We start from the raw sequence: 25,317 nt of genomic DNA on the forward strand, positions 1-25,317 counted from the left end.
TTACGAGGCTAGCCGCTGGTAGATGGCGTTAAAGGCATCACACATAGACGTCACGCTAAAGCGTTTTGCAAAGCGGCTTTTTGCCTGCTTGGCGAATGCATTGTAAAGCACTTTATCGTTGGCTATTCGTTGTATCGCCTGGGCAAAAGCAGTCTGATTGTCATTATCAACCACCAGGCCATTTTCATTATGGGCAATCACCTCTTTATTGCCACCAGCGTCGGTAACGACGCACGGTTTACCTATAGACATAGCTTCCAGCAAAGTCATGGACGTGCCTTCGCTGAAAGAAGAGAGTAGAAAGATGTCCATCAAAGAAAGGTATCGGGCCGGCTGTGGCTGATAGCCGGTAAGTCTGACCGCATCGGTGATGCCCAATTCGGTGATGCGTTGCTCAATAGCCGAGCGCATCTCGCCATCACCCACTATCACCAGTACTGCATTTAATCCCGCTTCCAGGCAGTCCTTAAAGGCGCTTAACATCATCAGGTGATTCTTGATAGGGTCAAATCGGGCGATGGTGCCCAGCACAATACTTTCAGGCTGAATTTTTAACTGCTCGCGCAATGCGTCCAGAGATGACTGCTCAGCAGGCATTAGCGCCTGAATGCCATTGTAGATTACCGTTATTTTTTCAGCGCTTAGATTTTCGTGGGTGACCAACGCTTGCCGGGTGGCTGCTGAAATGGCTGTCATGCTGTCTGTCAGTCTCTGTAACACTGGGTTGACCAACTTACGCTTCCAGGTACCGAAATCGGGATAGAAACGGCCATGTTCGGTAAATATGACTTTGGTTTTAAGACCTGCTGCAGCAATGACGCCATAGACCCATGGGGTGTACTGATGGCAGTGTATAATATCAATCTTGTGCTGACGGATATGTGCCCGAATAGCTTTAATCAGCGCTTTGTCAAAACCAGGCTGGCGGGGATGAGTGGTGATTTGAATGCCACTTTGCTTAAGCATTTCACCCCATGGACCCAAGGGACTCTCGATGCAGAATATCGACATATCAACCGACCTGGCTGCAAAGCCCTCTATAAGGTTTTTAATGACCATCTCGGTACCGCCAATACGCATATCATAGGTAATATGCATTACCCTGGTAATTCCGCTCACGCAGCCTCTGCCTCACTTCCAATATAGCGTTGATACCACATTTCAAACATCAGCATACTCCATAGCAGGGTACCATGCTGATAGCTACCGCTTTGATGTTGCTGCCAGAACTGTTGGATAACTTCTGGCTTAAAGTACCGGCATAAGCCATTGTTCGCTTTCAGGATGTAGTTTTCGGCGATGGCTTTAATTTCATTTCTGAGCCAGCTGTCCAGCGGTACCGAAAAGCCCATTTTTTTGCGGTACAGAATATCGTCGGGTAGCAGAGGTTTAAAAGCTTCCTTTAGTATGTGTTTTTTCTCACCATTTTTAAATTTGTAGGCAGAGGGTACCGTTGCTGCAAACTCAATGACTTCGCGGTCTAAAATAGGCGCGCGAACTTCCAGTGAGTTGGCCATGCTCATGCGATCGACTTTGACCAGAATACCGCCGGGCAAAAACGTCGTAAGGTCGGTATATAATATCTTGGCCAGATGATCCGGGCCGTTGGCCCTGGCATAGGCGTCCAGGGTGATTTTACTGGGGTGGTAATCACCCAAACGACTTGCAAAATCCGGGGCCACCAGTTGTTGCCAATGACGTTGGTCGATTTGTGCATTGGACAGGTAAAAACCCATTGCCGGATCGCAGGATAAGCTGTCACACAGGGATTTAGCCTTGCGCAGCAACGTAATCGACGAGCCGGCGCTGAGCAGGTTAGCCAGTCCGGGCAACACATTCTTACGTAACCAGCCCGGCACTTTATTGCGCAGATTATTTTCTACTGCGTCAACACTGTATTTCTCATAGCCGGCAAACACTTCATCGCCACCATCACCGGCAATCGCTACCGTGACTTCCTGACGAGCCAGCTTGGACACAAAATAGGTGGGCACCAAAGATGGGTCCGCAAAGGGTTCGTCAAAAAAGCTGACAATATGCTCAAGATTGTCGCTGACATTGTCATGAACGATAAACTCGTGATGTTCGGTGTGATACTGATCCGCCACCGCCTGAGCAAACTCTGTTTCATTGAAGCGTTTTTCATCGAAGCCGATAGAGCAGGTTTTCACCGGCGACTCAGATTGATTAGCCATCATGGCGACTACGCCACTGGAATCGACACCACCACTCAGAAATGCACCGAGTGGAACGTCCGCTATCATGCGCTGTTTAGTACAGTGTGCGGTAAGCTCCCTTAGCTGATTGGTCAACGCCTCTTCGGAATTGTTGCTGGTGCGACTAAAGTCAATATCCCAGTACTGCTCAATAGTCAGCTCGCCCTCTTTAAACAGCATATAATGACCAGGAGGACACTTCTGAATATCGGTGAAAATCGTTTTTGGATCCGGGACGTACTGGTAAGCAAAAAAGTCGTATACAGCGTCGTCACGGATGGTTTTACTGATAAAAGGTAACGGCAGCAATGCTTTTATTTCCGAGGCAAAAGCGAACTTGCCTTGCTGATGACTGTAATAGAGTGGCTTTTTACCAATGCGATCACGGGCCAGAAAAACCGATTGTTCGGCGGTATCCCAGATAGCCAGCGCGAACATGCCATTAAGTTTATCAAGGCATTCAGGGCCTTCCAGTGCATAGAGTGTCAGAATAACTTCGGTATCGGTATGGGTCGAAAACTGATGGCCTTGTGCTTCCAGAGACGCGCGAATATCGAGGAAGTTGTAAATTTCACCATTAAACACAATCACGTAACGCCGATCCGGGCTGAACATCGGTTGATTGCCCGCCGCAGATAGATCCAGAATGCTCAAGCGGCGATGGCATAAACCCACACCGGCATCCAGGTAAGTGCCGCCTGCGTCCGGCCCCCGGTGATAAATGGCCTGCCCCATGCCTGCCAGTAGAGACTCATCACCCGATTCAAACTGATAGCGGCTGAAGCCGGCAATCCCGCACATATAAATCCTGCCTTATAAACTAATATAGCGTCGTATAGCCGACCCCATAGTAACCGTTAATCCCAGCGGAAGTCTGGGCCAGATAGTTTCCGCTAACTGCCTTACCGTCCCCGGAGGACCTGTTTCAACCGCTGCCGCCAGGTCTGGAGTCGCACCGTCATGCCAGTGCAATGCATAGGGAACTGCTCCCCACTGAGTTTTAAATTTGTAAGTGCCTTCACCGAAAGAGGAGCGGCCAAAATCAAACATACGTTGGCCGTTATCGGTGACGTTGGCCAGCAGTGACCAATAAAGTAACATATTCGGCGCCAGCCGGTTATGCTGACTCAAAGTCGACGCCCAGGGAATGGCTGCCATCTGTCCGTTGATTAACACAATGCCAGCGCCTATGGCTAATTCTCCGGTGTAAATAACACACACCCGGGCGGCATTATCATAATTTGCTAGTATACGTTCAAACCATTTGCGGGAGTGGACCGGTGAGGCAAGCTGGCGCATATTTTGTTTATATACGTCGTAAAAGTCGGCCAGCAGCTGTTTATGCTGAGTGAAGTTATCCGCTATTTTCATGGTCAGACCGTTCTTTTCAGCTTTACGGATCTGACTGCGTAATTTGGACTTAAACTGGCTTAATAATGCTTCACTGCTGTCTGGCAGCGGCAAGCGTAAAATCACCTTTTGGCCCGGACTCAGGGTGCTGGTATCCGCCGGCTCCTGACGTAAATCCCGGTAATCACTTTGCGCGTTGAGATGCGATAACAGTGCTGTTTTTATATCCTGGCTGTTTGCCAGAGCAAAACCGGTATCGCAAAAAGGCAGTGCTACCAGATGCTTGCCTTTAAGAGGGCGTTTAAAATCGATGGCAGGCAGCACACCTATTAAGTGACCGTTTGTATCTTCGGCCAGCAAATAGTGCATTGACTGCTGGTATGCCTGTTCACACGCCATACCCCAACCGAATTGGTGATATGGCGTTGCTTCGGCATGCTGTGCAACATAGTTATCCCAGGCTGCTGCATCGGTGGGTGTTGCCCGTCTGATGTTCATAAAAGAACGGCTTCCTCCGGATTTCTCACATTAAGCATTTCACAGGCTTCTGTGATGGTACAAAACTGCACAGGGCCCGTCTGTTTGAGGTGTTCCACGGTGGTTTTTATACGCTGACAAATTACCTCAAGAGAGTTTTCTTTATCAAATAGCCCGGTGATACCATCAATCAGGCTGGAACTGTGCAAATACATATGAATTACGTTATGGCCCCGTCCTAATGCAGAGTCGACCAGTAGACAAAGGTTTTCACTGTCATTCAATTCCGGGCTCAGATAAAGCTTTCGTAATAACCGCGTATGCCACATCAAACCAATGGTGTGGAGCATTTTCAGTGGCGCAGATTCTCCCAGACGGTGGATTTTATCCACGGCTTCGTAATTCTGACGATTGAAGCCGGCGGTGACCGGAAGCTCAATAATCTGGCGCTGGTTGCCGGCTTTAAGCGGATCGTTAAAATCAGGCCAGTAAGGCGTTAAAGGTGCCCCCTCACAGGTGAAAAACTCGTTTCGATAATACGGATAAACACTGCTGTCGACGCGAAATCCACGGTTGGCGAGGAGCTTCAATACCTTGCTGTCGATTCCCCAACGGCCGGTTCGAAACGAGCGAGGATGAGTGTTGAAGCGCTTAATCAGCAGCTCAATAAGCGCATCGAGTTTGGCTTCAATTTGCTCTGGTGGCAAGTTCACAACGTGGGATTCTGCCTCTCCGGTTTTGCCAAAGTAGGGCGGGTTGCACCACGGATGCAGGTGAGCGCCTATTTCACATTGGTTGTGCTGCCTGGCTTGTTGTATGGCATCTACGGCTTGCTGGTCATCAGCAACTGCATAGTCAACAAAGTAGGTTGGCCTGACGCCGAGCCTTTCGCAAAACTGCTGAAACTCTGGAATACACTGAATATTCTTAACCTGGCAATTATGTTGCGGAAACGGGCCGTCCCAATGCCATTCTTCTTCAGTATCAATGGTCAGTACAAACAGTGTCGTTGTTGGTGAATGCTGGTTTACCATGCCATATCCTTAGCTCAGTAAGTCCTCGAAAAGAACCATATATTCGTTGGCCATTCGTTGCGCCGAGAAGTGCTCTTCTACAAAGGCTTTTGCTTGTAAGCCATATTCGTTAGCCTTGATAGTATCAGATAACATATCCCGCCAGTAGCCTTTAAGCGTTTCACGCTCGCCAAGTGGCGCGAGTAAACCGGTTTGCTGGTGGGTGATGAGCTGGTCAATCCCGGGGATCTGATAGGCCGCTACCGGTGTGCCCATAGCACAGGCTTCCATGAGGCATCGGGGTACCCCTTCCAGCGTAGAGGTCATTACAAACAAATCAAAGGTTTTCAGAAGCGCCAGCCGATCGTCGCGAAAACCGAGAAAGTGAATGTCGCTTTTGCTGGGTAAAGTGGCAGCGATTTGTTCGAGTCGGGCACGATCGTCGCCATCACCAAGGAACAGGAGTTCGATATTCATTCCTTCCTGGTGCAAGTCGTCAAAAATCGTCAGGATATCATCGATATTTTTGCGGCTTATCATTTGGCCAATAAAGCCTACGCGCAGCTTTTCAGTGTTGGCGGTGATGTTCTCGTCGGTGCGCACTGACTCAACTTCAGACAAATCCACACCGTTTTGTATATAGTGCGTTTTTTCTGCTTTCACCCCCAGACGCTGCATGTCGGCTAACAGTTGGCGAGATAAGGGAACTATCGCATCGCCGTATTTCATCGCCTGGCAGCCAAGCCAGATAAACATCCGTAGCTTTATGTCCCTGGCGTTCTCGAAGCCGTGTGGTGTTACTACACAAGGGATCCCCGCTTTTCGGGCAGCCCAGACACCAAGAATATCTGACTTATACCCATGGGTGTGGATAATATCGATGTCTTCACGCTTGATGAGTTCAGCCAGCTTATCAACAACAGAGAAATCAAACTTATGCTTCATAGGCAATTCGAAGGTTTCTCCGCAACGGTCTTTAAATTGCCGCACCAGCTCAAGGTTCTGAGAATTGTCTTCCAGTGTTGTAGCCAGTAGCGAGACAGTTTTATCTTTAGGCAAATGGCTGGCCAGAGCCAGCACCCAGCGTTCAGCACCATAAAAACCCGTTGAACAGATAAATTGCAGAATTTTTATTTTTTTATTTGCCATGTGAAGAAGTTCCGATGGTTTTTATTATGCCGCCCACGGTACCAATGGCCCGGGCCGGGAAGTAAATACTGTAAAATTTTAAGACTTGCCAGAAGGAAGTTTTGCCGGCGACCAGTCTGAATAAGCGCAGGCTATAGAGGATGATCGGTAATACCGCCAGACCGAGAGCCACAAGGCTTAACCCGCTGTACCCGGTTATCGCCAGTAAAAAAGCGCATAAAAGCAGTCCCGGTATTGCAACTGGCACAATAAAGCTTGGCCATTCCCGGAGCGGGATATGGCGATCCCTGGTAGAGGCTAGATTTGACTGACCGCGCCAGATTTCCTTACTAAACATGGCTGTGAGCTGTTTATCCTCGCCTATGTGCACATACTGCGCCTGACTTGTGTAATACAACTCACCCAGTTGATTAACCTTGTCGGTGAAGTAGTAGTCCTCGCAGGTCACCAAATCGTCTGGAAACTGACCGGCCTGATAAAAGGTTTCCTTGCTGAGCAACAAATTTCGACCGGGTAAAAAACTTACCGTACAATCGATGTCTGCATTGCTCAGCGCAACGCGGATGTGTTCCAAAGGCGTGGGTGTTTCAGAAGGCAATTGCATGGCACTAACCAGCTTAGTGTACGGACGGCTCTGTAGTAGCTCTAAACACGTGCTCAGCCAGTTAGCCGACAGGGCAATGTCAGCATCGAGAAAAGCAAAGTAGGTACCGTTAGCCTGCTTAGCGCCGATATTTCGGGAGGTTGAAATGGTGTTATCCGGCGTACTTTCGATGACCTGCAATGTTATGTCACCGGCAGCCTGTTCAACGTCTTCTGAAACAGCAGGATTCTGCGACACTAACACGATTTCCAGCAGTTCGTGGGGATATTCTAGTGCGGCAATTGAACCAATGGTTTCAATCAACATGTTTTCACGCCCTTTGTGGGGAATTATAAACGAGACGCTTTCCATGTTTAATGCCACCGACTTCCGCGTAACTTAGGAATACGCTTTTGCAACTGTTGCCACTCATATTGTGGCGAAAACTGTTTTATTACCCGTAGCAACTCTGTCTGCCAGCCCGCCACATGTTGAGTTTTGGTCACCGGCGTGTCGGCTATTGTTTGCTTAACCGCCAAGGAGTCAGAGGATGCCAACACAGTATCCACGCCATAATTTTGCATTACGAGGGCCAGGATTCGGGTATATTCGCGCTCTTTACTATTGCTTAATGCTGTGACGACATACTCTTTCAGCGCCTTACCTTTTAGCTTAAACCGGTCGGCCCACTCGGCGGATTCTGCATAAGTCGCTGCAACGGCTAGAACATGGACTTTGCGCAGATCCTGAGCGCTCCATGTCTGGTTGGGATACTCAAGAATGTCAGGCTTTTCAAGATAGGGATATTCGTTATTGGCCATCCATCTGGCGTAGTGTAGCAGGCACGCTTTGGCGTAGTTAAAATCGCTGTTTTCAGCGATGCATTGCTGCACCGTGAGGTACCGACACAGCGCCTGTAAGAAAACCGTGTAAAACCAACATTCCTCAACGTTTGTCAGATCTCTGTTGGCTTCGATATTATCAACAGGGGAGATCGTATGACGAATGATATGAGCCACTTTGTCCAGTAAGCACGTGTTGCCAGTGAGTTCGTAGCTATCGAGCAGAGCAACCATATAATTGGCAGTGCCCCTATCCAGTGGATAATGACCGGTGGTGAACTGCTTTAAATCCTTTCGGTGACGATTTTTAAATTGCAACAGTAAGCCGAAAAGCGTGCCATCACTTTCGTAAACCTGGGTTATCCAGTTTGCTAAGCCGAGCACTGCCTTTTTCGCCTGCAGGCAACCAGTAAGGAAATAATACAACTGCAGACCGCTGGTATAGCAGTGCTGACCACCCGGCCCGCCGCCGCCGGCATGGTCCTGGTAAGCATCGCTCTTGTGATGTCTGGAATATGTCCGGTGGGTCGCCGTCTCGGCCGGGAGATAATGGTCGGTATGCCAGAATAAACCATTGTTATATTCCGGCTTGTCATGGTCACAATGATAAATATCAATGTCGATAATATGTTTGGCCAGATCGTCTGCGAGTTCTTTCCACTTTTCATCACCGCTTAACAGCCACTGCTTTAAAAAGCCATACAACGGGTCATACTGATTGTTGTAATGGGAAGGAAACAGTTCATCGCCGTGATATTCTGCGGTTTCGTGATCGGCATAGAGATCGCCAAAGTGACGCCAGCCAAACTCGTCGATACGTTCACGCTTGGCGAAAAAGTTCTGTTCGCCAGATAGTCCCAGATTTATCAGTGACTGAAGCGGATCTGAAATCAAAGAGTCAGAGAACCAGGGGATGACGGCGCAGTGTGTTACCCACTCCGGATTCAGGCGGGCAGTTGCTTTATTATAGTTATATGAGTTGACACTAAAAGCCAGTTCGCAGCAGTGGGATTTTTGCTCGCCAGGTTGTAATTCAACCGGGTGGCTGGCCTCGGCTTTAAAGAAGTGCCAGCATAATTGAGCTGACCTGGCAGTGAAGGCGGTCGGAAAATTCTGCCAGAATTTTTGTGGGACAATGCGTAAACTGGTCTCATCCTGTTTCAGGATGCCGGCAGGCGCAAGTCGTACCGGTTGTTCGGATTTAGCTCCATTTACGTCGATAACACTTAATGGGTTCGATATGCTGAGCTTACGTTCATGATTAACATGCACCGGGCTGTCCCAGTGTTTACCGTTGCTGGAACGCTGCCACAGCATACTTTCCGTATGAATCGGCTCTTTGCTGGCAAGGGATACACTGTCATCACTAAGGTGTGATGTGCCTGATTCTGCTTTAATAAACCAGTTAAGCTCTTCTATTAACAGGCTTTTTTGTTCACCCAGGTCCCAGGTGCCTCCGGCATGCTCGGCCTGATTTGGATTCAAAAGAGTGCTATGTAATTCACAGTAGCCAAAGTGGGTAAAGTATTTTAGCGTTACCGTAAACTCCAGAGGCAGGTTAACCGGCGACTGGCTGATAAGCTGATAATGTAACGTTAGCTCAATATACGTCGCTACACCGCTGCTTTTGTTGTCGTAAGCGGGTGTAATATGCCAGTCAGATAAAACGGTTTCCGGCGCTTCAAATGGGGCCCTGAACTGATACTTTACACCGAACCTAAATATCTTCCCGGCAACAGTGAGGGTGCCGGAGAACAGTTGGTCTGTGTTAATTAACCAGGTGGTGTCGGCGCAACGAACTTCGACGTTGTTCTGCGTTGCGGCGATCTCAGGAGATTGCTGTTTACCGTGTGTGGTGATCTGCGGGGGCTCACAAATTGTAAAGCCCGCTTTGTCCAGCCCCTGGCTACTGGTTTCCCCATGTATCTGGACCCACTTTAGGGAATTGTCCGGCCAGAATGCCTTAGGCATGACAGCGGCGCTGACTTCCTTTGCATCATCACGACAGCAAACCAATTGCTGAAGCGCGAAGAAACGGCCTTTGGGAAGAGGTACACCGACAGAAAATAATGCCTCTGAACTGTTGTTCTCAGAGTGAGTTTGTAGCGAAAAATAGTTAGGTTCCAGCATGTGTCGGCATTTGTAGTTATTGTCGTTAATGGGGAGTCAATCTGTGTAACTGTACCGTTAAATAGCGCTACAGAGCAATCATTAATCACGGATTACACGTATTGCGCGGCTATTTTTAGCGAAAGCGGCGCACAATGCTTTTTATTATACTTAACAATTGCGTAAGCCAGTTTTTTTTGAACAGGTGAACGGCCGTTAAGGCGTATTGCTGATTGGATAATGACCGCTTGTACTGACTGTCGCCGCCCATAAAATCATAAGTTTTGAACTCTTTGCCGGCAAAATACGCGATTGCCAGGGTATGCATTATCAGACCCGGCTGAAAACGGTTACTTTCTTCTGCGTATTCAATAGCCGATAAATAAAAATAGACCGTGTCATGATTCAGCAAATTATAGGTGTAGCCCAGGCAAAGGTCACCGGCATAAAATGCCAGCACTTCACATTGAAAAGCATGCTGGTGTTCATTGGCCATGAGCGCTTTATGGAAGTTGACAAAGAATGGATTATCAAAACCACTCCCTTCGCTGGTATTTCCCCATTTGCGACGGTGAAGTGTCATCATATTCAACAGTGACTTGGCATCCGGTTGCGCACCAAGAGAAGTCAGGGAGAGTTCACCGTAGCGCTGTTGCATGTACTTCATTGCTCGGCGGATTCGGCTACGACTGTTACTGGAACACTGGGACAGAAAAATGTTGTAATCGGTAAATGAGTCTGTCAGTTTAACCCGAAAGGCGGGTATATCCATCACCTCTGCGTTAAACGCTGAGTGCTGCAGCCATTCTGACGGTTTATCGGTTATTTCGAGGACCCACTTCTGCTGTGGTTGTGTTTGACACCAATCCAGTAAGCATATAATGGCTTCCTGGCGGTACTCAGGGAGTGCCAGTATGTCGTTGTACTCTATCCAGATTTGGTCCTGCTTAGCTTCACCAGTTTTATTGAACCAGCCGCAGGAGAAAGGTTCTTTTGGTAAACGGTAGCCGGTGGTTGTTAAAAAGATACTGCTTACCACCTGGTCATTATCCCTACAGGTTAACCATACCGGTGGTGTTTCACACCGTTCAAGCCAGGGTCTGACCCAGAATAAACTCAGAAACAATGGTACTGACGGGATCGCATTCTCCAGTGAGGTGAGCGTTGATGTCACCTCATCCAGAGTATAATTTTCCCTTACATCCAGGGTCAGCACTATATTGTTCCGTCAGACCTAATTTTCTGCGTCAAGTCGGTTTTTGAGTTCCTTATGTAACGATCTCTGTAACGGCGTGACTGGGTGGATCCGAGACAGCATAGACTTCGCTTGGGCTATTTCTTCATTGAGGATAAGCGCTTCCACGTTATGTAGCTGAATTTCCTTGTTATTCGGATCTTTACCCAGCGCCCGTTCAACGAACGTCTTGCCTTCCTGTACTTTGCCTTGTTTTATCAAAACATAACCATAGGTATCGAGGGCATAGGAAGAATCCGGTGCAATTTGAATAACCTTTTTAGCTACCTTTACGGCGTTTTCGAAGTCACCTGATTGAGTATAAACTGACGCCAGATTGTTCAGCGCAGCGAACTCGTCGGGATTTTGGGCCAGAACCTGTTTGTATAAATCAATGGAAGCATCATACATTCCATATGATGAAGCGTAGTCCGCAGCAACTAATTTAAATACTACTTTGTCTTCGTCCTTGGCTATTTCCGTCAATAAGTAATCTAAGCCTTTATCAGGTTGCCCCATACCTGCGTATGCAAGAGCCAGTAATCGCGCTACAGCAAATCCGGAATTCGTCTCATAGTATGCGGTAAGCAGAGAAACTGCTTCACTAAAACGGCCCTCATTCAGCGCTAACAGCCCTCTGGTATGGGTTAAATTCACTAGCTCGCTACTATCCTCTGAAAGCAGTTCTATAGCTCTTTTGGACTGGGCAAATCGTCCTGTAGAAGCCGCCAGGTGAGCTTCGACTAGTACTAGTCGTTCGTCTCTGGGTAAATATCGGCGAGCATTCTGGGTTGCTTCCAAAGCACCATCAAAGTTATTACTCATTTGATAAGTTGCAATCAGGCGATACCAACTACGACTATCCGTGGGAAATTTCTGGGACCAGTCACGATAAGTCTCAATAGCTTTGTCGAAGTTCTTAATAGCGACATAAGCGTCACCTAACGCCTGGTAAACGCCGAAACTTTGTGGTTCTGTAATCCCTTTGAGCAGACTTATCGCTTTTTCAGGTTTATCGGAACGTAAGTAGATTAGTGCTAATGCTGCGCTGGGAGCATCTGATTCAGGAAACTTCTGAATACGCTCCGATAAAAAGGTTTCCAATTCATCTTCATCACCCATAGCTATCTTAATATTAACAACATCAATCAGGTTTTGCAGATTGTTTGGGGTTAACTCTAATAGTTTGTCGCCGTATTCCATTGCCTTATCAAAGTTTTCCCAGCGAGCTTCACCAATCATGAGGTATCGAATTGCACCCGCATTATCCGGATCCCGTTTAACCAGGTTAGTGAAATGTTCTATAGCTTTCTTTTCATTACCATGACGTAAATAGATGATTCCTCTTAATAGTTCGCCATTCAGTTCATTTAGTTCGGCCCATTGATTGGCGATTTCTAGCGCTGAATTCAGCCCCTCTTCCTCATACTTAGCTTGCGCTAAAAGAATCCACGCTTCGCTAAGATCCGGTGCAAGTTCTAATGCTCGGGATAGTGAATCAGAAGCGCCGTCTTTACCTTCATCAAGCAGAATATAGCCTTCTCTTAATAGGCTAACGGGATTGTTGGGGTCAAGCGCTTTCGCTCTTTTGAGTAAGCTTTGGGATTCTGCGTCTTCTCCCTGCTGTAACTTTTGCAGTGCGGCCAGACTATATATTTCAGCCCCTTGACCGGGCTCAATATTCAGTTCGTCTAAATTACCTGCAACTTCATTTACGTAGCCTAGCTCCAATTTAACTTGTGCGAGCATTCTATGAACTGGGTGAGAAGGGGGCAGTGTCGTCGCAGCAGTAGACAAAAGCCGTAAAGCACTTTCGAGTCGACCTGTGTAATAGGCACTGGTACCAGCGATGAAACTTGCAAGCGCGGGTTTAGCCTTGTGCTGCAAAGCAAGGGTGGCCAGATTATAAGCTTGCTCGTACTGATTCTGATAGAAACTGACCAGAGACTTTAGGTAATTCGCATGACCGCTGTTAGGGTTTAGAGCAAGTAGTTTATCAATTTCTTCATCTGCGCGGCTGAGTTGCTTATCTTCAATAAGCTGTTCTGCGAGCATAAATCGCGCCACGTGATAGGTGGGAAATATCTCCAGAGCTTTGGTGTTGGCAATTATTGCTTCTACATGATTACCCATTAGAGACTCAATCATCCCTGTTAAAAGGTACTTTTCGAAAGGCTCTACTTCGGGACTAATAAATTGCTCTGTAATATTTTTAGCAACCTGCGGCTTGCCTGATTCAAGTGTTTGATAAGCCTGAGCAATCAACAACTCTTCGTTCTGTAGACGCTTTGTTGGAATGACAGGGCCTTGTTCACCACTTTTTAATTTAGCCAGATATTCAAATAAGGAAATGGTGCTTATTACCTGAGTGTCCGAAAATTCTGGGGCGCTTTCCAGTTCATTGAGCACTCGAAGAAAGTCATTTTGATAAAATATTGATTTAATTAAAAAAGGATATGCCTGTCGTTTGTCGAAGCCTAATTCAAGGGAGCGCCTTAACTCTTTTTCTGCTTCTTCCCATAAGCCTCGTTGATATTCCAGCATACCAAGTTGGAAACGAGCATTGGCATTATTAGGTTCTGTTACTACTGCATTCTTTAACTCTACAATAGCTGCATTTCTTTCGCCTTCTAACACCAGACGTTTAGCTTCTACAATTTGCTCGTCAGCTGATTTCGGTGTGCAAGCTGTTAAAAACAATACACACATTAGTGCTGTGGACCGTTTCATTCGCATCCATTCCTTATGGCTAAATACCTCATACTGCAAGCAAAGATACCAGTTTGGTCTCACTCTGACTATACCCCAAAGGACTCATTACTGTGAATCGTATTTGCCAGGCGATAAAATATCATTGGGGTCCATGGCTTTCTTTAATACTTTTATGGTTTGCCAATACGAAGTTGACTTGTCGAGTTTCTGTTGTTCATGGATGGGTAATCGGTAAGGAACGAATCCTTGTTTACATCCCTCAGTAATTAATTCGTGCAGGCAATTGAGTGCTTTATGTTCTTCTTCATCGCTCTGTTTATTGAACACCAAAGGAACCGTTGAATCGATACAGTCATGCTTTAAATTAGTAAAGGTTATTAACGGATCTAACCCGTATTTGAGCATGGTTGAGCGGACAAATGAAACAAACTGATTTAAAGCATCAGGGTCCATGGGGATCAGCGGCGCATACCACAGTAAACCACAGTTTTCTGCGGCGGGATTAAGCGGGCGGGACTTGTCGCCTTTAGCAGATTGATTGCGCCAGTAGGGGAGGGGCAAGGCCACCTGATTCGGCTCTCCGAGCATGATATCAATACCTTCATTGAGCGAAGTTAACTGGCTTTTCACGTCTTTAAAAGCAGGAATGAAATTAAGAGGAAGACGTACAAACTGATGTGCAAATTTCAGTAATAAAGAGTCAGAAAAGAGTATCCGGCCAAGTTGCTTGCCGTTTTTATTGATGTACTTTTTAACAAAATTGACGACTGGTTGGTCGCCATAAATTGAACCAACAATCATCCATTCGGGGAGTCGTTTGGAAGACGCTAGTTTGTTTACTTGTTCATCGGATAATGGCTCGATAGGGCTCTGGTCGACGTTGGGGTTTTCGCACGTCATGGATACCAGACGTCTTTTATCCATTAAATTGATAGAGCCAACCATGCCAGCTTGAGACTCAAGTAAATCCCGGATAAAAGAGACTGCGTTAGCAAAGTGATCACCCTCAAAAATCTGAATGTAAAATGCACAAAAAGACGAAGGTTTTTTAGCCAGTCTTAATGTCATTTCTGTGACTACGCCAAGATTACTTTGGGTAAACAAACCGTCTACATAGGGGCCCAACCCCCATTTAAAGGTTTTATCGATGAAATCATTGCCACTGAGGTCCAGTGCTGATACAGCTGAAGAAAGTTGTTGCTCGCATAGATCAGGGTGAGGAATATAGGCCTTTAAAGCATTACAGGCATAAAAGTGGTCAGTATGAGGTGTGATGCCGTAACCTCTTTCAAGGGCGTTGCTCAACAGGCTGCATGAAGGTCCGGCACCTGTTACTGGTACCATATGGGGCCAGTTTTGCTCAACAAGATAGTCGTGTAACTGCTGCTGGGTGACACCTGGGCCAATTGTAATGAGTCCGAGGTTTCTATCGGTCGGTGTGATAGTGTTCAACGGCGACAAATCTAGCAAATAAACCGGCGCGTTATCGACTAAAATTGAGCCGTAACCCCAGTTATTATTGGTGCTAACCGGATGCAGTTTAAACCCTTCTGAGTTTGCCAGCTTGAGTAGTTGGGGGATAGCCGACTCCTTTATCACTTTGATTGCCCCGGAAAACTGCTGTGGTTTACCGAAGGTATTGATACCGTATTGGCTTGTCGCTTCCTCTGAGGCTATAAGAGTGGCGATACCAGGCTGACAAATGAGTGACAGTTTATTGTGAATATCCATATATGATCAGGTTGCTTAGAGGTGGATTTATATAACTAGACTATAGCGTGAAATAACAAAAAAGCCGACATAAAGCCGGCTTTTCAATGAAAGAGATTTTAATTAATTACTTTTTACCTAATTGACGAAGTGCAATAATAGCCATTCCAATCAAAAGGATAAGTGAAGTGCCTGGAGTACTAACCGGTATTTCACGGGTACTTAGGCCTATAACTATGTTGTCAAACTCACCAGCAATGTCACTGGTATTGATCACTAGTGTGTCAAATTGTTCAGCAATCGAAAAGGCTATATTTACATAGGCATTTGAGTCTGGGTCTGACTGGTCGCCTGAACTTCCTCCTAGTGCTGTGAGCAATTCCGCGCCTGTAATAGATGAAACGAGTGAGCCGCCAGAATAAAAATTAAAGTCGTTAAAATTGTCTACAGAACCCCAGTAAAATCCTAGATAAGTTACACCAAGTTGGGCAGAAGACCCATAAAGTGCACTGTAATAGTTAAGCAAATTACTATAGTCAAAAGAAATACTCGCAACGCCATTGCCATTATTAGTGGCGTAGCCATAGCAAGTGTTGTCATTTGCTGGAGCCGCTGCCACTTCTGGGTCGGAGCCTTTCCTTACAGCAATTTCGTTACTGTTTGCCATAACAGAAACACCAATTGGACTGCTATTCAGACTGTTTACTGCACATTCGTCTTCGAAACCAGACACGGTGTAGTCAGTTGATCCCGGAAAAAGTGGATCGCCCGTTGCGATGTCAAAGGTTTCTATAAAATAATCTGATAAACCACCATTAATGGGGTCCATAAAGCTGCTTGTAAGGCCCGAACCGTCTGAGGCATTGGCTCCTCCAAAGCTGATAGTTGCTGCAGTAGATTGATTTAATACACTAAAAACCAGTACGGCACTGAATAAAAGGGATTTAGTGACGAGGGGAATACGTTTCATTTAGTCGCTCCTTGTTAATGTCACCAACGATAGGAGCAATGCATTTTCCAGACCAATAAAAAAATGCTCAAAAATTCATCAGTTTAAATTTTGATGTAGTAATGTGTAATTTTAAGTGTAAAAAAAGTCGGCACTTAGGCCGACTTTTTCGTGGTAACTTTCTTTTTCGTTTATTTCTTTAAACGAGATCTCAGGCCAAGAGCAACCAGGCCAAAAGCGAACAGTGCAAGTCCTGTTGGAGCTGGAACTGGCAATTCACGAGAGCTAAGGCCGATTACGATGTTATCGAACTCACCAGCCACGCCAGAAGTATTGATAACTAATGTGTCGAACTGTTCAGCAATCGAAAACTCTATCTCTACGTAAGTATTTGAGCTAGGAGCCTGTTGGTTACCAGATGAACCGCCAAATTGGTTAAGAAGATCAACACCACTGATTTCAGTTACTAAAGAACCACCAGAGTAGAATTCAAAATCGTTAAACGTGTCAACTGAACCCCAGTAAAAACCAAGATAAGTAATACCAAGTTGAACTCCGTTACCCGCTAAGTTGCTGTAGAAATCCAGTAAATTAGTGTAATCAAACTCAACTGAAGCAGTACCCGAACCATTGTTTGTAAGATAACCAAAACAAGTAGAGTCGTTTGCAGGTGGAGCTGCTTGGGTAGGCAAAAGACCTTGACGAACACCAATTTCGTTGGTGTTGCCGGTTACACTTATTCCGATTGGGCTAGCGTTAACACTATTAACCGCACAGTCTTGTTCAAAACCAGGATCGGTGTATGCAGTTGAACCAGGGAAGCCTGGAACGCCTGTTGCCTGGTCAAAAGTTTCAATGAAGTAATCTGGCAGACCGCCGTTAATAGGGTCAATGTACTGACTGGTTAAACCAGAACCATCAGAAGCCGCTACACCATTGTTAAAATTAATTGTTGCTGCGTTAGACGCACCAGCGAAACCTAAGCCGATGATTGCACTCAGAGACAACGCTTTTGTCAGTTTAGAAAATTTATTCATATTTACTGTCCTCTGTACTAAGAAAGTTACCACGAACAAAACAATGCATGTGGTGTGCCATTTTTTGTTTTTTCTTTTATTACAAAGGTTTAAGTGTTTCTTGTGAGGGGGTGGATAGTAAGACTGTAAAATTCTTTGACATCAGATTCTACTAATTCGCGATTCGCTCTAAACGTGTGTAAATTGAACCGCAAATTAAAGCTGTTAACTTTCTTCCTTGATCTGTTTATTCACCTGAATCTGGATGTCGCGGAGCATATATTTGAAGCTCGGAGCCAGGTCACGAAGTAGGATCTCAGCGTTAATATAGTATGGAGCCCGTTGGCCATGATATTCAATCGTCGGGCCGATCTTAATATACTTAATACCCAGAAAACGCATACTTCTGGCTAAACGGGGTTCCATCATCACAAAGGCATGTTGTATGCCTTGTGTAAGCGCCAAAGATGCAGCTGAGAGATAAAGCCCGATAGCAATAAACGGAAAACAACGCAATTCTGCCTCTGAATACGTTGATTCGTTAATCGCACCGGTAGCAGCCCCGGCAAATTTATCCATTGCCCGGCGTCTGAAATGCGCCGGCACGGCCAGTCGTGATATTTCACAGATTTCACGACGGTCAAAGTGCTTTGGGGTAAATTCATCATGAGATATAGAGTGCAGGCAATATTTCTCAAGCGGCAGAAGTTGCCCTTCCTCTCTCGGAGTAACTAATCTGACCGTACCCGCGTAGGCTTCCGAGCCTATGTGTTTAATAAGGCAATACTGAGAAAAAGCATCAAATTCATCTTTTTCCATTTGATCTGGTCTTAGCGGTTCGAAGCCGAGCTCTTCACAGTAAACATTATGCCTGATTTTAAAGACCTCATGTTGCAGCTCTTCTGCATTAGCGACTACAGGCGTCAAAAAGGTAGAAAAATGTTTTGATATAGCCGTAGCCTCGCGTAAGCGTTGGTAAGACTGCCATAGCTTGGTAATTTTCGCGCCAGTACTTTTAAACACCGTTACCTCTTCCATAGGGGCCAGTTGTTAACTTTATAGGTAGCATATTAATGCGCCTCATCTCTTGTTTCTTAATAATAGCACCAAAAATGTACACGTAATGCTATTTAGACTAATAACTCTCTTTCCTTATCGGCCAGTCTCCGGTTTCATAAAGCAAACCAATATATTCATAAAGCGCTCTTTCGGTGTTGTAAATACTGGCAATTGAGGGAATGTTCAGCGTCACATCATAGGTAGGGGGGCTGAGATGTTCAACCGGGACCGGAACTAAATGGTTAAAGCCAATCTCCTTGGCCTGATACAGTAATCTGCGCATATGGGTTGCTGATGTAACCACCGCGATGGAGATATCGCCGGTTTGTTGGAATAATGCCTGGAGTTCCTGCTGCGTATTATGCCCTATTGGTATCGCGGTGATTTCTGATTGAATCAGGGTCGCTAGAAATTGCCTGGCTCTATCTGCATAGACGATTTCTTTATCGCGTAAAAAATTACCGCCGGTAACAATGACGGGTTTATTTTTGTAGCCTGCCATTATCGCTGTTTGCGTTAAGCGGGAAAGTGAGCACTGATGCCAGTTACTGGCTGCAGGTAAATCGTTGCCATAATAGTAACAACCAGGTGTAAATATATATTCTACCTGATGCCAGGCTTTGTCGGTTTTTTTTAACGGCGGGTAGGCGTACTCCAGTGGAGCAAGTAACCAGTTACTAAAAAAGTACTGGCTGGAGAGTAGTAACCAAAAACAAGCTATGGCCAGCAGCGGACGTGCGCAACGACGTAACCTTTTGGTGAAATGGCTGAATATGCTTAACGCCAGTACAAGGAAAAAAAGTACTAAAGGTGAAATAAGTTGTTTTACAATGAATTTTAGTGTGTCGACATCCACAAGCTCGGTCCCTGATAACCAGGCTACAATATTCAATGATTTAAAAGCGAGTTGCAATGAAGAATATCTGTCTGTTTTTGTTATGTATCATTCTACCTGCGTCACTTCAGGCAAATCAGTCTATGGTGGAGGTTATTAAAAAAGTAAAACCTTCTGTGGTTGGAGTGGGATTAACTACGCCTATGAACTCCCCGGCCAACCAGTTGCAGGGAACGGGGTTTGTTATTGGGGACGGGCATTACATTGCCACGAACTATCACGTCGTTTCAACGCCTTTGAATCCGGATGTTGTTCAATACAGGGCGGTTTTTGCAGGGAATGCGAAAAATACCAAAACTTTCAGAGCGGAAGTGGTAGAAATCGATCCGGCTCATGATCTGGCCATTCTGAAAATAGATACACAATTAACCCCGCTAACCATCGCTCCTGATGAGTTCCAGCCGGAAGGTACTCATATTGCTTTCACCGGGTTTCCGATTGGTGCTGTTTTAGGGCTATATCCCGCTACTCACAGAGGGATGATTGCCGCAATAACACCTGACGCTATTCCTGCCCGACGTTCTGAGCAGTTATCTATAGATATGCTGGATCGGCTGCAAAAAGTCTTTCTGATATACCAACTGGATGCCACGGCTTATCCTGGAAACAGCGGTAGCCCAATGTATCTCAGCGATTCAGGAACAGTGGTCGGGATCATTAATAAGGTGTTTGTGGCCGAGACCAAAGAATCAGTGCTGAGTAAACCGTCAGGAATTTCATACGCTATTCCGGTAATACATTTGCGTAAATTAGCGGCAAAGTCTAATATACCGCTCTAAGTGAGTGGGCGTCTGATTATTACTGTCGGCAATTTTTACAATGAAATGGCAGTAAGTACTCTGAAATAATAAAAATCATTGATAATCATTGCGTTAAATAGTTGGCATGATTTATTCATGGTGCTTTAAAATTAGTCTGCACATGCGCAGTTCGCAGCTTTTCAAAGGAAGACAAGGGTTATCAGTATGGGTATCGAACAAAATCAATCTTCAGTGACAAAACGTCGTCAGTTTATTAAAAAAGCCGGTGCTGGTGTGGCGGTATCCTCACTTCCTATGAAATCAGTGTGGGGGGCATGTTCAGTATCAGGTGTAATGTCCGGTAATCTGTCACAAACTGGTGGTGGCATTGGTAATACCTGTGGCTCCGTTCAGATGCCATCGGGTGGTCGTTCACCAGGTTCATGGTTTCAGGGCAATACGTGGGAGCAGGGCAGTAATGGTGACGCACCGGCTTCTATTTTTCCGCAGCTTAATGTGGAAATACCATCAGACGACAACTGCTTGCTCGATGCTCGTATAGAAGAAATGCGCACTATCATCAATCAGTTTATTGTTGATACTCATTTGACAATATCTGATTCAGCAGCAAAATATATTTTCAACTCGGACACTGATTACAGCACATCAGTCTCTTTAACTGACGCAATTTTCGGCACCGGTTCACTTGTTCCTTCGCCAAGCAGAAAGAATATCTTACGTCATACCGCTACCGTGTATATGAACGTTTATTTTGGATTATATAATGGTGTTTCATTACCGCTAAATCATAGTGCAGCTCAGGAAACAGCTGAAATTGTGATGGCGGCATTAATTCAGTTGAAGCAGACAAGTGACACGGATATGAGCGATGCACAACTCGGTTATACCGATGGTCACAGTCAAATTATTCAATCTACATTCGAGTATGCGTTCAGCGACGTATTTAGTGGTGCTAGTGCTGCGTGCTCATCCGGTAGTAGCGGAAGCAAAGGACATAAAGGCAAGCATAAGAGGTGAGGCAGGTAATTCGCCTTAGGGAAGGCGTAAGGTGCCGGTCTTTTAGTGATTTGTCCGGGTTGGCTTTTTTTTCTGCCCGGACTTGTAATACCTTTTTTGTTCACCAACCTTTAAAAAGCTCACTTAACTTTTCTGACGCCAGTGATGAAATGACAGTCGATGAATTCATTGGTCACTTCCAGAAAGGGCAAATATCAATGGTTAATGAGCTGGAAGCACGGGGTTTATTGGTACGCGTGTGAAGCCATTTTTTATTAACATGGGCCTGTTCCAGGCAAAAGTAAACAACTACCCTTCTTCAATAAGCCCGGCACTCAATTTAATTTACGGTGACTGCCAGCCAAAAGAAATGTCTGATTTCACTGTGAGTCTGGCGCCAGGCAGCATTGTTCGTAAATGGCTCCGGCCGCAAATTGTATTTGAAAGCAATACCCGTATTCCATTTAAACCGTTACCTTTTTCTCAAGCCTACGCTTTGCTTGAGTGGGGGTTGAACTGGTGTTTGGCTACCCATGATTTTAATCATCTGCTACTGCATTCTGCAGTACTGGTAAAAAATAACAAAGCGGTTTTATTTCCTGCACTCCCCGGATCGGGAAAAAGCACGTTATCCTGCTGGTTATCCATACAGGGTTGGAAGCTCTACTCTGATGAAATGGCAGTAATAGATACGGATTCGCTGACTGCAGAGCCACTTTACCGACCTGCTTGTATAAAAAACCGCTCCATTGATTTGGTGAGATCCTGGCAACCCGACGCGATGCTCACAAAGGTCTGTAGTGATACGGCGAAAGGGGATGTGGCCCATGCTAAGTTTCAGACCTGGGCCGATTATTCCCGCTTAAAGCCTGTTGAAATAGCCGGGATTGTTTTCCCGAAATATGACGGTAGCCTGACCGGGGAGCAGTTCTATACCATTGCCAAATCGCAGGTTTTCGAAGAGTTATGCCAACATGCGTTTAATTATCATGTATTAGGTTACCGGGCCTTCGATACCGTTTGGCGCTTGCTCGATAAAGTGAAGGTGTTTGAGGTGCACTACAGCAATCTCGACTTTATGGATGAGTTTTTATTGGATGAGGTCGTTGGCTATGGCGCATAAATTCAGCTTTGAACATCTTGTCCAAGCGATTAATTCGCCTGACCAGCTTACCCATTTCTCATTACAAGAGTGGGAATCTCTGTTGTTCGTGCTGAAAACATCACGCCTTGAAGCTTACTTAGCCTTCGTTTTACGAGACTCTGAGGCCTGGGGCCGTATTCCAGAGCAGGTCAGGGCTCATCTAAGCGCCGCCATGGTTTATGCGCAGCGACAAAATGATCAGGTGTTTCATGAGGGGAAGGAAATCCATGATCTGTTGACAGCTGAGGGCGTGACACCGGTATTTCTAAAAGGCGCCGCCTATATTGTTGCGGCAACGAACAATGCGCGGGGCCGGTTGTGCTCGGATATTGATTTGTTAGTTAAAGAGGATGACCTGGCAATCAGTGAGACTGCACTGCTGAATAATTTCTGGTATCACAAAAGCATCACGGATTACGACGACAAGTATTACCGCGACTATGCTCATGAAATTCCCCCTCTGTATCATCTGACCCGGGGTACGGTGCTCGATCTGCACCACAATCTGTTCTTGCCTATCAGTGGTAAGGCTCCACCGTTAGACGAGTTCTGGCAGGGCGTGGAGCTTCATGAAAGTGGGCTGTATACCTTGGCCCCTGCAGCAATGTTTATGCATAGCATTATTCACCTGATGCTGAATGAAGAAGTCATATATGGTTTCCGCGACATGGTGGATTTAAAGTGCCTGGCTCAACAATATGATAGTCAAGCGTTCTGGCAACGGGTTGAGCAGCTAGCCGCTGAAAGCCATTTCGAGATGGAGTTAAAGGTAGTTGTGTCTCTGCTAAATGCCTGGTTCAATTGCACTTATCCGATCAGCCGTGCTGAAGGAAGGTTGCAGCGCGGTAAACTGCAACTGTTGATTCGAATTTATAAATACGCTTTGATACCGGAGCATCCTGCATTACACTCAGTGCGGGCAGGCCTTGCCAGGTTTATTGTATTTGTGCGTGGACATAGCATTAAGATGCCGCTTGGCGTACTCATTAAACACTTTTCGATTAAATTTATGTTGGGCTTGCGCAATTGGCTTCGCGGTGATTCTACGGCAGATTCAAAATCCGTAGATTTAGGTAAAGCGTTTAAGCAATAAGTTGTCACTTACTATTTAGCGGAGAATTTCATGAAAGTTCTGGTCACCGGTGCGGCGGGATTTATTGGTTCAGCAGTAAGCCGATACCTGGCTCAGTGTGGGGACGATGTAGTCGGTATCGACAATATAAATGACTATTACGATGTAAATTTAAAGTATGGTCGTCTAAGTCAGCTGGAGTCAGGCGAATTTGCCGGTAGTTTCCGCTTTCAAAAAATGGGCGTAGAAGAGCGCGACCTATGTGCTGAGCTGTTTGCCAGTGAAAAGTTTGACCGCGTAGTTCATCTTGCCGCTCAGGCTGGTGTGCGCTACTCCATCGAGAATCCTAATGCTTATGTCGATGCCAATCTGGTTGGCTTTATGAATATACTCGAGGGTTGTCGGCATAATCAGGTAGAGCACCTGGTTTATGCTTCTTCCAGTTCCGTCTATGGCGCTAATGAAACCATGCCATTTTCAGAACAGCACAATGTCGACCACCCGGTAAGCCTTTATGCGGCCAGTAAGAAGGCCAATGAACTGATGGCTCACACCTACAGCCACCTTTATGGCCTGCCAACCACAGGGTTACGTTTCTTCACGGTTTATGGTCCCTGGGGGCGTCCGGACATGGCCTTGTTTAAGTTTACCAAGGCGATTCTGGCTGGCGAGACTATTCAGGTTTATAACTACGGCAACCACCGCCGTGACTTTACCTATATCGACGATATCGTAGAAGGGGTCATCAGAACTCTCGATCGCCCTGCTCAAAGTGATGAAAGCTGGAGTGGTGAGTCGCCAAACCCTGCTACCAGCAAAGCTCCCTGGCGAGTGTACAATATTGGTGCTCAAAACCCGGTCAACCTGCTTACGTTTATCGAGACGCTGGAAAAAGCGCTGGGCATGCTTGCTAACAAAGAGCTCCTTCCCATGCAACCCGGCGATGTACCGGATACCTACGCCGATGTGGAAAGTCTGGTAAATGATACCGGTTATCGTCCGTCGATTGGTATAGAGCATGGGATCGGCGAATTTGTTAAGTGGTATCGGGACTATTATCAGATCTGAGGCAGGCTGTTTTTAGCCTGCGTTGGACTGAGGGCCGCTGAGCTTACTGAGTTTAATCGGTAAGAAGTTCATTGCGGTTTCATACCCCTGCTTGTAAAGCGCCAGTTTGTCTTCACAAGACATATCAAAATCTACCGAAGAAGCGGCACCGGTGTTGATCACCAGGGTATTATGCCAGTGTTCTGCATGGACATATTCCCGCGACAGCGCGGTCATAAAGGTGCGAATTAGCATGCCTATATATTGTGGCAATATAAACCGGCGTTTAGGGTTAAACGGCTGTTCACGGGCTTCGCTGCGAAGTCGAAAACAGATGTTCGGTGTACCATCCTGCTGCCAGTCTCTGAATAACGCGTCCTCCGACAGTATTGCACCATCTACCAGTAAGTGTTGCTCATATACCGTATAACTGAATAAAAGCGGAATCGACATGGAGCAGCGCACGGCATGTGAGACCTTCATGTTCGGGCTGGTTTCCTTGCTGAATATTACGGGCCCGCCGCCGTTTACGTCTGTGGCCAGAATATGCAGCGGGATGGGCGCTTCAGAAAATGTCATGCCATCGAGTTGTTGATCCATCCATTGTTCAAATTTAATCCCGGATGAAAGGCCGCCATGGCGAAGTAACCGGAGAATTGAAAAGTCGCGGAATTGTCTGAAATCAGTATTTACCGCTAGATCGTACAAGGCTTTATTGCTCATTCCGTAGCTGTGTAGAGAAGCTACAATAGATCCTCCGGAAATCCCTACCAGCGAAGCAAAACTCACTTCCAGTTCTTGTAAAGCTTTGAGGATACCAATGTGGGCGAGCAGTCGGGTGCCGCCGCCTGAAAATATGGGCACGATTTGTTGTTTTGCCATAGTGTCTTTAAAATGCCTTCGATGTTATTAGCATATACCAATTTATTAATAACGCGGGATTTTCAGGCAGAAATCAACCATAAAATGATGAGACCAGCGGT

20 protein-coding genes are annotated in these 25,317 nt (G+C 46.1%); 5 read left to right on the forward strand and 15 right to left on the reverse strand.

Annotated elements, in window-relative coordinates; translation table 11 throughout:
* From AC2T0J_RS14100 to AC2T0J_RS14165, 14 genes are all read right to left on the reverse strand, one after another.
* Positions 1-1,119: a glycosyltransferase family 4 protein gene (locus AC2T0J_RS14100; protein ID WP_489806430.1), complete on the reverse strand. Its 1,119-nt coding sequence runs from the start codon at positions 1,117-1,119 to the stop codon at positions 1-3.
* Positions 1,116-3,017: an asparagine synthase (glutamine-hydrolyzing) gene (gene asnB, locus AC2T0J_RS14105; protein ID WP_489806431.1), complete on the reverse strand. Its 1,902-nt coding sequence runs from the start codon at positions 3,015-3,017 to the stop codon at positions 1,116-1,118. Before asnB ends, AC2T0J_RS14100 begins: the two co-directional genes overlap by 4 nt.
* Positions 3,018-3,029: 12 nt before the next feature.
* A complete protein-coding gene (locus AC2T0J_RS14110; RefSeq protein ID WP_489806432.1) occupies positions 3,030-4,064 on the reverse strand; it encodes a GNAT family N-acetyltransferase in 1,035 nt (344 codons plus the stop codon).
* Positions 4,061-5,077 (reverse strand): polysaccharide deacetylase family protein, encoded by a 1,017-nt coding sequence (locus AC2T0J_RS14115; RefSeq protein ID WP_489806433.1) that lies wholly within the window; start codon positions 5,075-5,077, stop codon positions 4,061-4,063. The genes AC2T0J_RS14110 and AC2T0J_RS14115 overlap by 4 nt, the downstream gene beginning before the upstream one ends.
* 9 nt (positions 5,078-5,086) lie before the next feature.
* Positions 5,087-6,205, reverse strand: coding sequence for a glycosyltransferase (locus tag AC2T0J_RS14120; protein WP_489806434.1), 1,119 nt, complete (start codon positions 6,203-6,205; stop codon positions 5,087-5,089).
* On the reverse strand, positions 6,195-7,115 hold the full coding sequence (locus AC2T0J_RS14125; protein WP_489806435.1) for a glycosyltransferase family 2 protein: 921 nt from the start codon (positions 7,113-7,115) through the stop codon (positions 6,195-6,197). Before AC2T0J_RS14125 ends, AC2T0J_RS14120 begins: the two co-directional genes overlap by 11 nt.
* Before the next feature lie 47 nt (positions 7,116-7,162).
* Positions 7,163-9,760, reverse strand: a complete 2,598-nt coding sequence (locus AC2T0J_RS14130) for an RIFT barrel domain-containing protein (protein ID WP_489806436.1) — start codon at positions 9,758-9,760, stop codon at positions 7,163-7,165.
* Between the two features lie 115 nt (positions 9,761-9,875).
* The gene (locus tag AC2T0J_RS14135) at positions 9,876-10,955 is read right to left on the reverse strand and encodes a GNAT family N-acetyltransferase (protein WP_489806437.1); all 1,080 of its coding nucleotides are present in this window, start codon (positions 10,953-10,955) and stop codon (positions 9,876-9,878) included.
* 18 nt (positions 10,956-10,973) lie between these two features.
* Positions 10,974-13,703 carry an XrtA/PEP-CTERM system TPR-repeat protein PrsT gene (gene prsT, locus AC2T0J_RS14140; RefSeq protein WP_489806438.1) on the reverse strand — a complete coding sequence of 910 codons (2,730 nt, stop codon included), beginning with the start codon at positions 13,701-13,703 and terminating at the stop codon, positions 10,974-10,976.
* An 87-nt stretch (positions 13,704-13,790) separates the two neighbouring features.
* Positions 13,791-15,416: an FAD-binding protein gene (locus AC2T0J_RS14145; protein ID WP_489806439.1), complete on the reverse strand. Its 1,626-nt coding sequence runs from the start codon at positions 15,414-15,416 to the stop codon at positions 13,791-13,793.
* A 106-nt stretch (positions 15,417-15,522) separates the two neighbouring features.
* Positions 15,523-16,365, reverse strand: coding sequence for an Npun_F0296 family exosortase-dependent surface protein (locus tag AC2T0J_RS14150; protein WP_489806440.1), 843 nt, complete (start codon positions 16,363-16,365; stop codon positions 15,523-15,525).
* Positions 16,366-16,535: 170 nt separating this feature from the next.
* Positions 16,536-17,381, reverse strand: a complete 846-nt coding sequence (locus AC2T0J_RS14155) for an Npun_F0296 family exosortase-dependent surface protein (protein WP_489806441.1) — start codon at positions 17,379-17,381, stop codon at positions 16,536-16,538.
* A 204-nt stretch (positions 17,382-17,585) separates the two neighbouring features.
* A complete protein-coding gene (locus tag AC2T0J_RS14160) occupies positions 17,586-18,398 on the reverse strand; it encodes a PEP-CTERM/exosortase system-associated acyltransferase (protein WP_489806442.1) in 813 nt (270 codons plus the stop codon).
* 97 nt (positions 18,399-18,495) lie between these two features.
* Positions 18,496-19,332, reverse strand: a complete 837-nt coding sequence (locus AC2T0J_RS14165; RefSeq protein ID WP_489806443.1) for a YdcF family protein — start codon at positions 19,330-19,332, stop codon at positions 18,496-18,498.
* On the opposite strand from AC2T0J_RS14165, the gene AC2T0J_RS14170 reads away from it, so the two are divergent.
* From AC2T0J_RS14170 to AC2T0J_RS14190, 5 genes are all read left to right on the forward strand, one after another.
* Positions 19,332-20,093, forward strand: a complete 762-nt coding sequence (locus tag AC2T0J_RS14170) for a S1 family peptidase (protein WP_489806444.1) — start codon at positions 19,332-19,334, stop codon at positions 20,091-20,093. The two genes, AC2T0J_RS14165 and AC2T0J_RS14170, sit on opposite strands and share 1 nt — an antisense overlap.
* Before the next feature lie 186 nt (positions 20,094-20,279).
* A complete protein-coding gene (locus AC2T0J_RS14175; RefSeq protein WP_489806445.1) occupies positions 20,280-21,092 on the forward strand; it encodes a hypothetical protein in 813 nt (270 codons plus the stop codon).
* A 238-nt stretch (positions 21,093-21,330) separates the two neighbouring features.
* Positions 21,331-22,194 carry an HprK-related kinase A gene (locus tag AC2T0J_RS14180; protein ID WP_489806446.1) on the forward strand — a complete coding sequence of 288 codons (864 nt, stop codon included), beginning with the start codon at positions 21,331-21,333 and terminating at the stop codon, positions 22,192-22,194.
* Positions 22,184-23,308 carry a nucleotidyltransferase domain-containing protein gene (locus tag AC2T0J_RS14185; RefSeq protein ID WP_489806447.1) on the forward strand — a complete coding sequence of 375 codons (1,125 nt, stop codon included), beginning with the start codon at positions 22,184-22,186 and terminating at the stop codon, positions 23,306-23,308. Before AC2T0J_RS14180 ends, AC2T0J_RS14185 begins: the two co-directional genes overlap by 11 nt.
* Positions 23,309-23,338: 30 nt before the next feature.
* Positions 23,339-24,355 carry an NAD-dependent epimerase gene (locus AC2T0J_RS14190; RefSeq protein ID WP_489806448.1) on the forward strand — a complete coding sequence of 339 codons (1,017 nt, stop codon included), beginning with the start codon at positions 23,339-23,341 and terminating at the stop codon, positions 24,353-24,355.
* Positions 24,356-24,367: 12 nt separating this feature from the next.
* Here the strand turns inward: AC2T0J_RS14190 and AC2T0J_RS14195 are convergent, their stop codons facing one another.
* Positions 24,368-25,216, reverse strand: a complete 849-nt coding sequence (locus tag AC2T0J_RS14195) for a patatin-like phospholipase family protein (RefSeq protein ID WP_489806449.1) — start codon at positions 25,214-25,216, stop codon at positions 24,368-24,370.
* Between the last annotated feature and the right edge of the window lie 101 nt (positions 25,217-25,317).

Source organism: Alteromonas sp. ISO5 (assembly GCF_058105165.1).

Coding starts and splice junctions, on each gene's coding strand:
- asnB (WP_489806431.1), bottom strand. CDS start 3,017: ATGTGCGGGATTGCCGGCTTCAGCCGCTATCAGTTTGAATCGGGTGAT.
- AC2T0J_RS14110 (WP_489806432.1), bottom strand. CDS start 4,064: ATGAACATCAGACGGGCAACACCCACCGATGCAGCAGCCTGGGATAAC.
- AC2T0J_RS14115 (WP_489806433.1), bottom strand. CDS start 5,077: ATGGTAAACCAGCATTCACCAACAACGACACTGTTTGTACTGACCATT.
- AC2T0J_RS14120 (WP_489806434.1), bottom strand. CDS start 6,205: ATGGCAAATAAAAAAATAAAAATTCTGCAATTTATCTGTTCAACGGGT.
- AC2T0J_RS14125 (WP_489806435.1), bottom strand. CDS start 7,115: ATGTTGATTGAAACCATTGGTTCAATTGCCGCACTAGAATATCCCCAC.
- AC2T0J_RS14130 (WP_489806436.1), bottom strand. CDS start 9,760: ATGCTGGAACCTAACTATTTTTCGCTACAAACTCACTCTGAGAACAAC.
- prsT (WP_489806438.1), bottom strand. CDS start 13,703: ATGAAACGGTCCACAGCACTAATGTGTGTATTGTTTTTAACAGCTTGC.
- AC2T0J_RS14145 (WP_489806439.1), bottom strand. CDS start 15,416: ATGGATATTCACAATAAACTGTCACTCATTTGTCAGCCTGGTATCGCC.
- AC2T0J_RS14150 (WP_489806440.1), bottom strand. CDS start 16,365: ATGAAACGTATTCCCCTCGTCACTAAATCCCTTTTATTCAGTGCCGTA.
- AC2T0J_RS14155 (WP_489806441.1), bottom strand. CDS start 17,381: ATGAATAAATTTTCTAAACTGACAAAAGCGTTGTCTCTGAGTGCAATC.
- AC2T0J_RS14160 (WP_489806442.1), bottom strand. CDS start 18,398: ATGGAAGAGGTAACGGTGTTTAAAAGTACTGGCGCGAAAATTACCAAG.
- AC2T0J_RS14170 (WP_489806444.1), top strand. CDS start 19,332: ATGAAGAATATCTGTCTGTTTTTGTTATGTATCATTCTACCTGCGTCA.
- AC2T0J_RS14175 (WP_489806445.1), top strand. CDS start 20,280: ATGGGTATCGAACAAAATCAATCTTCAGTGACAAAACGTCGTCAGTTT.
- AC2T0J_RS14185 (WP_489806447.1), top strand. CDS start 22,184: ATGGCGCATAAATTCAGCTTTGAACATCTTGTCCAAGCGATTAATTCG.
- AC2T0J_RS14190 (WP_489806448.1), top strand. CDS start 23,339: ATGAAAGTTCTGGTCACCGGTGCGGCGGGATTTATTGGTTCAGCAGTA.
- AC2T0J_RS14195 (WP_489806449.1), bottom strand. CDS start 25,216: ATGGCAAAACAACAAATCGTGCCCATATTTTCAGGCGGCGGCACCCGA.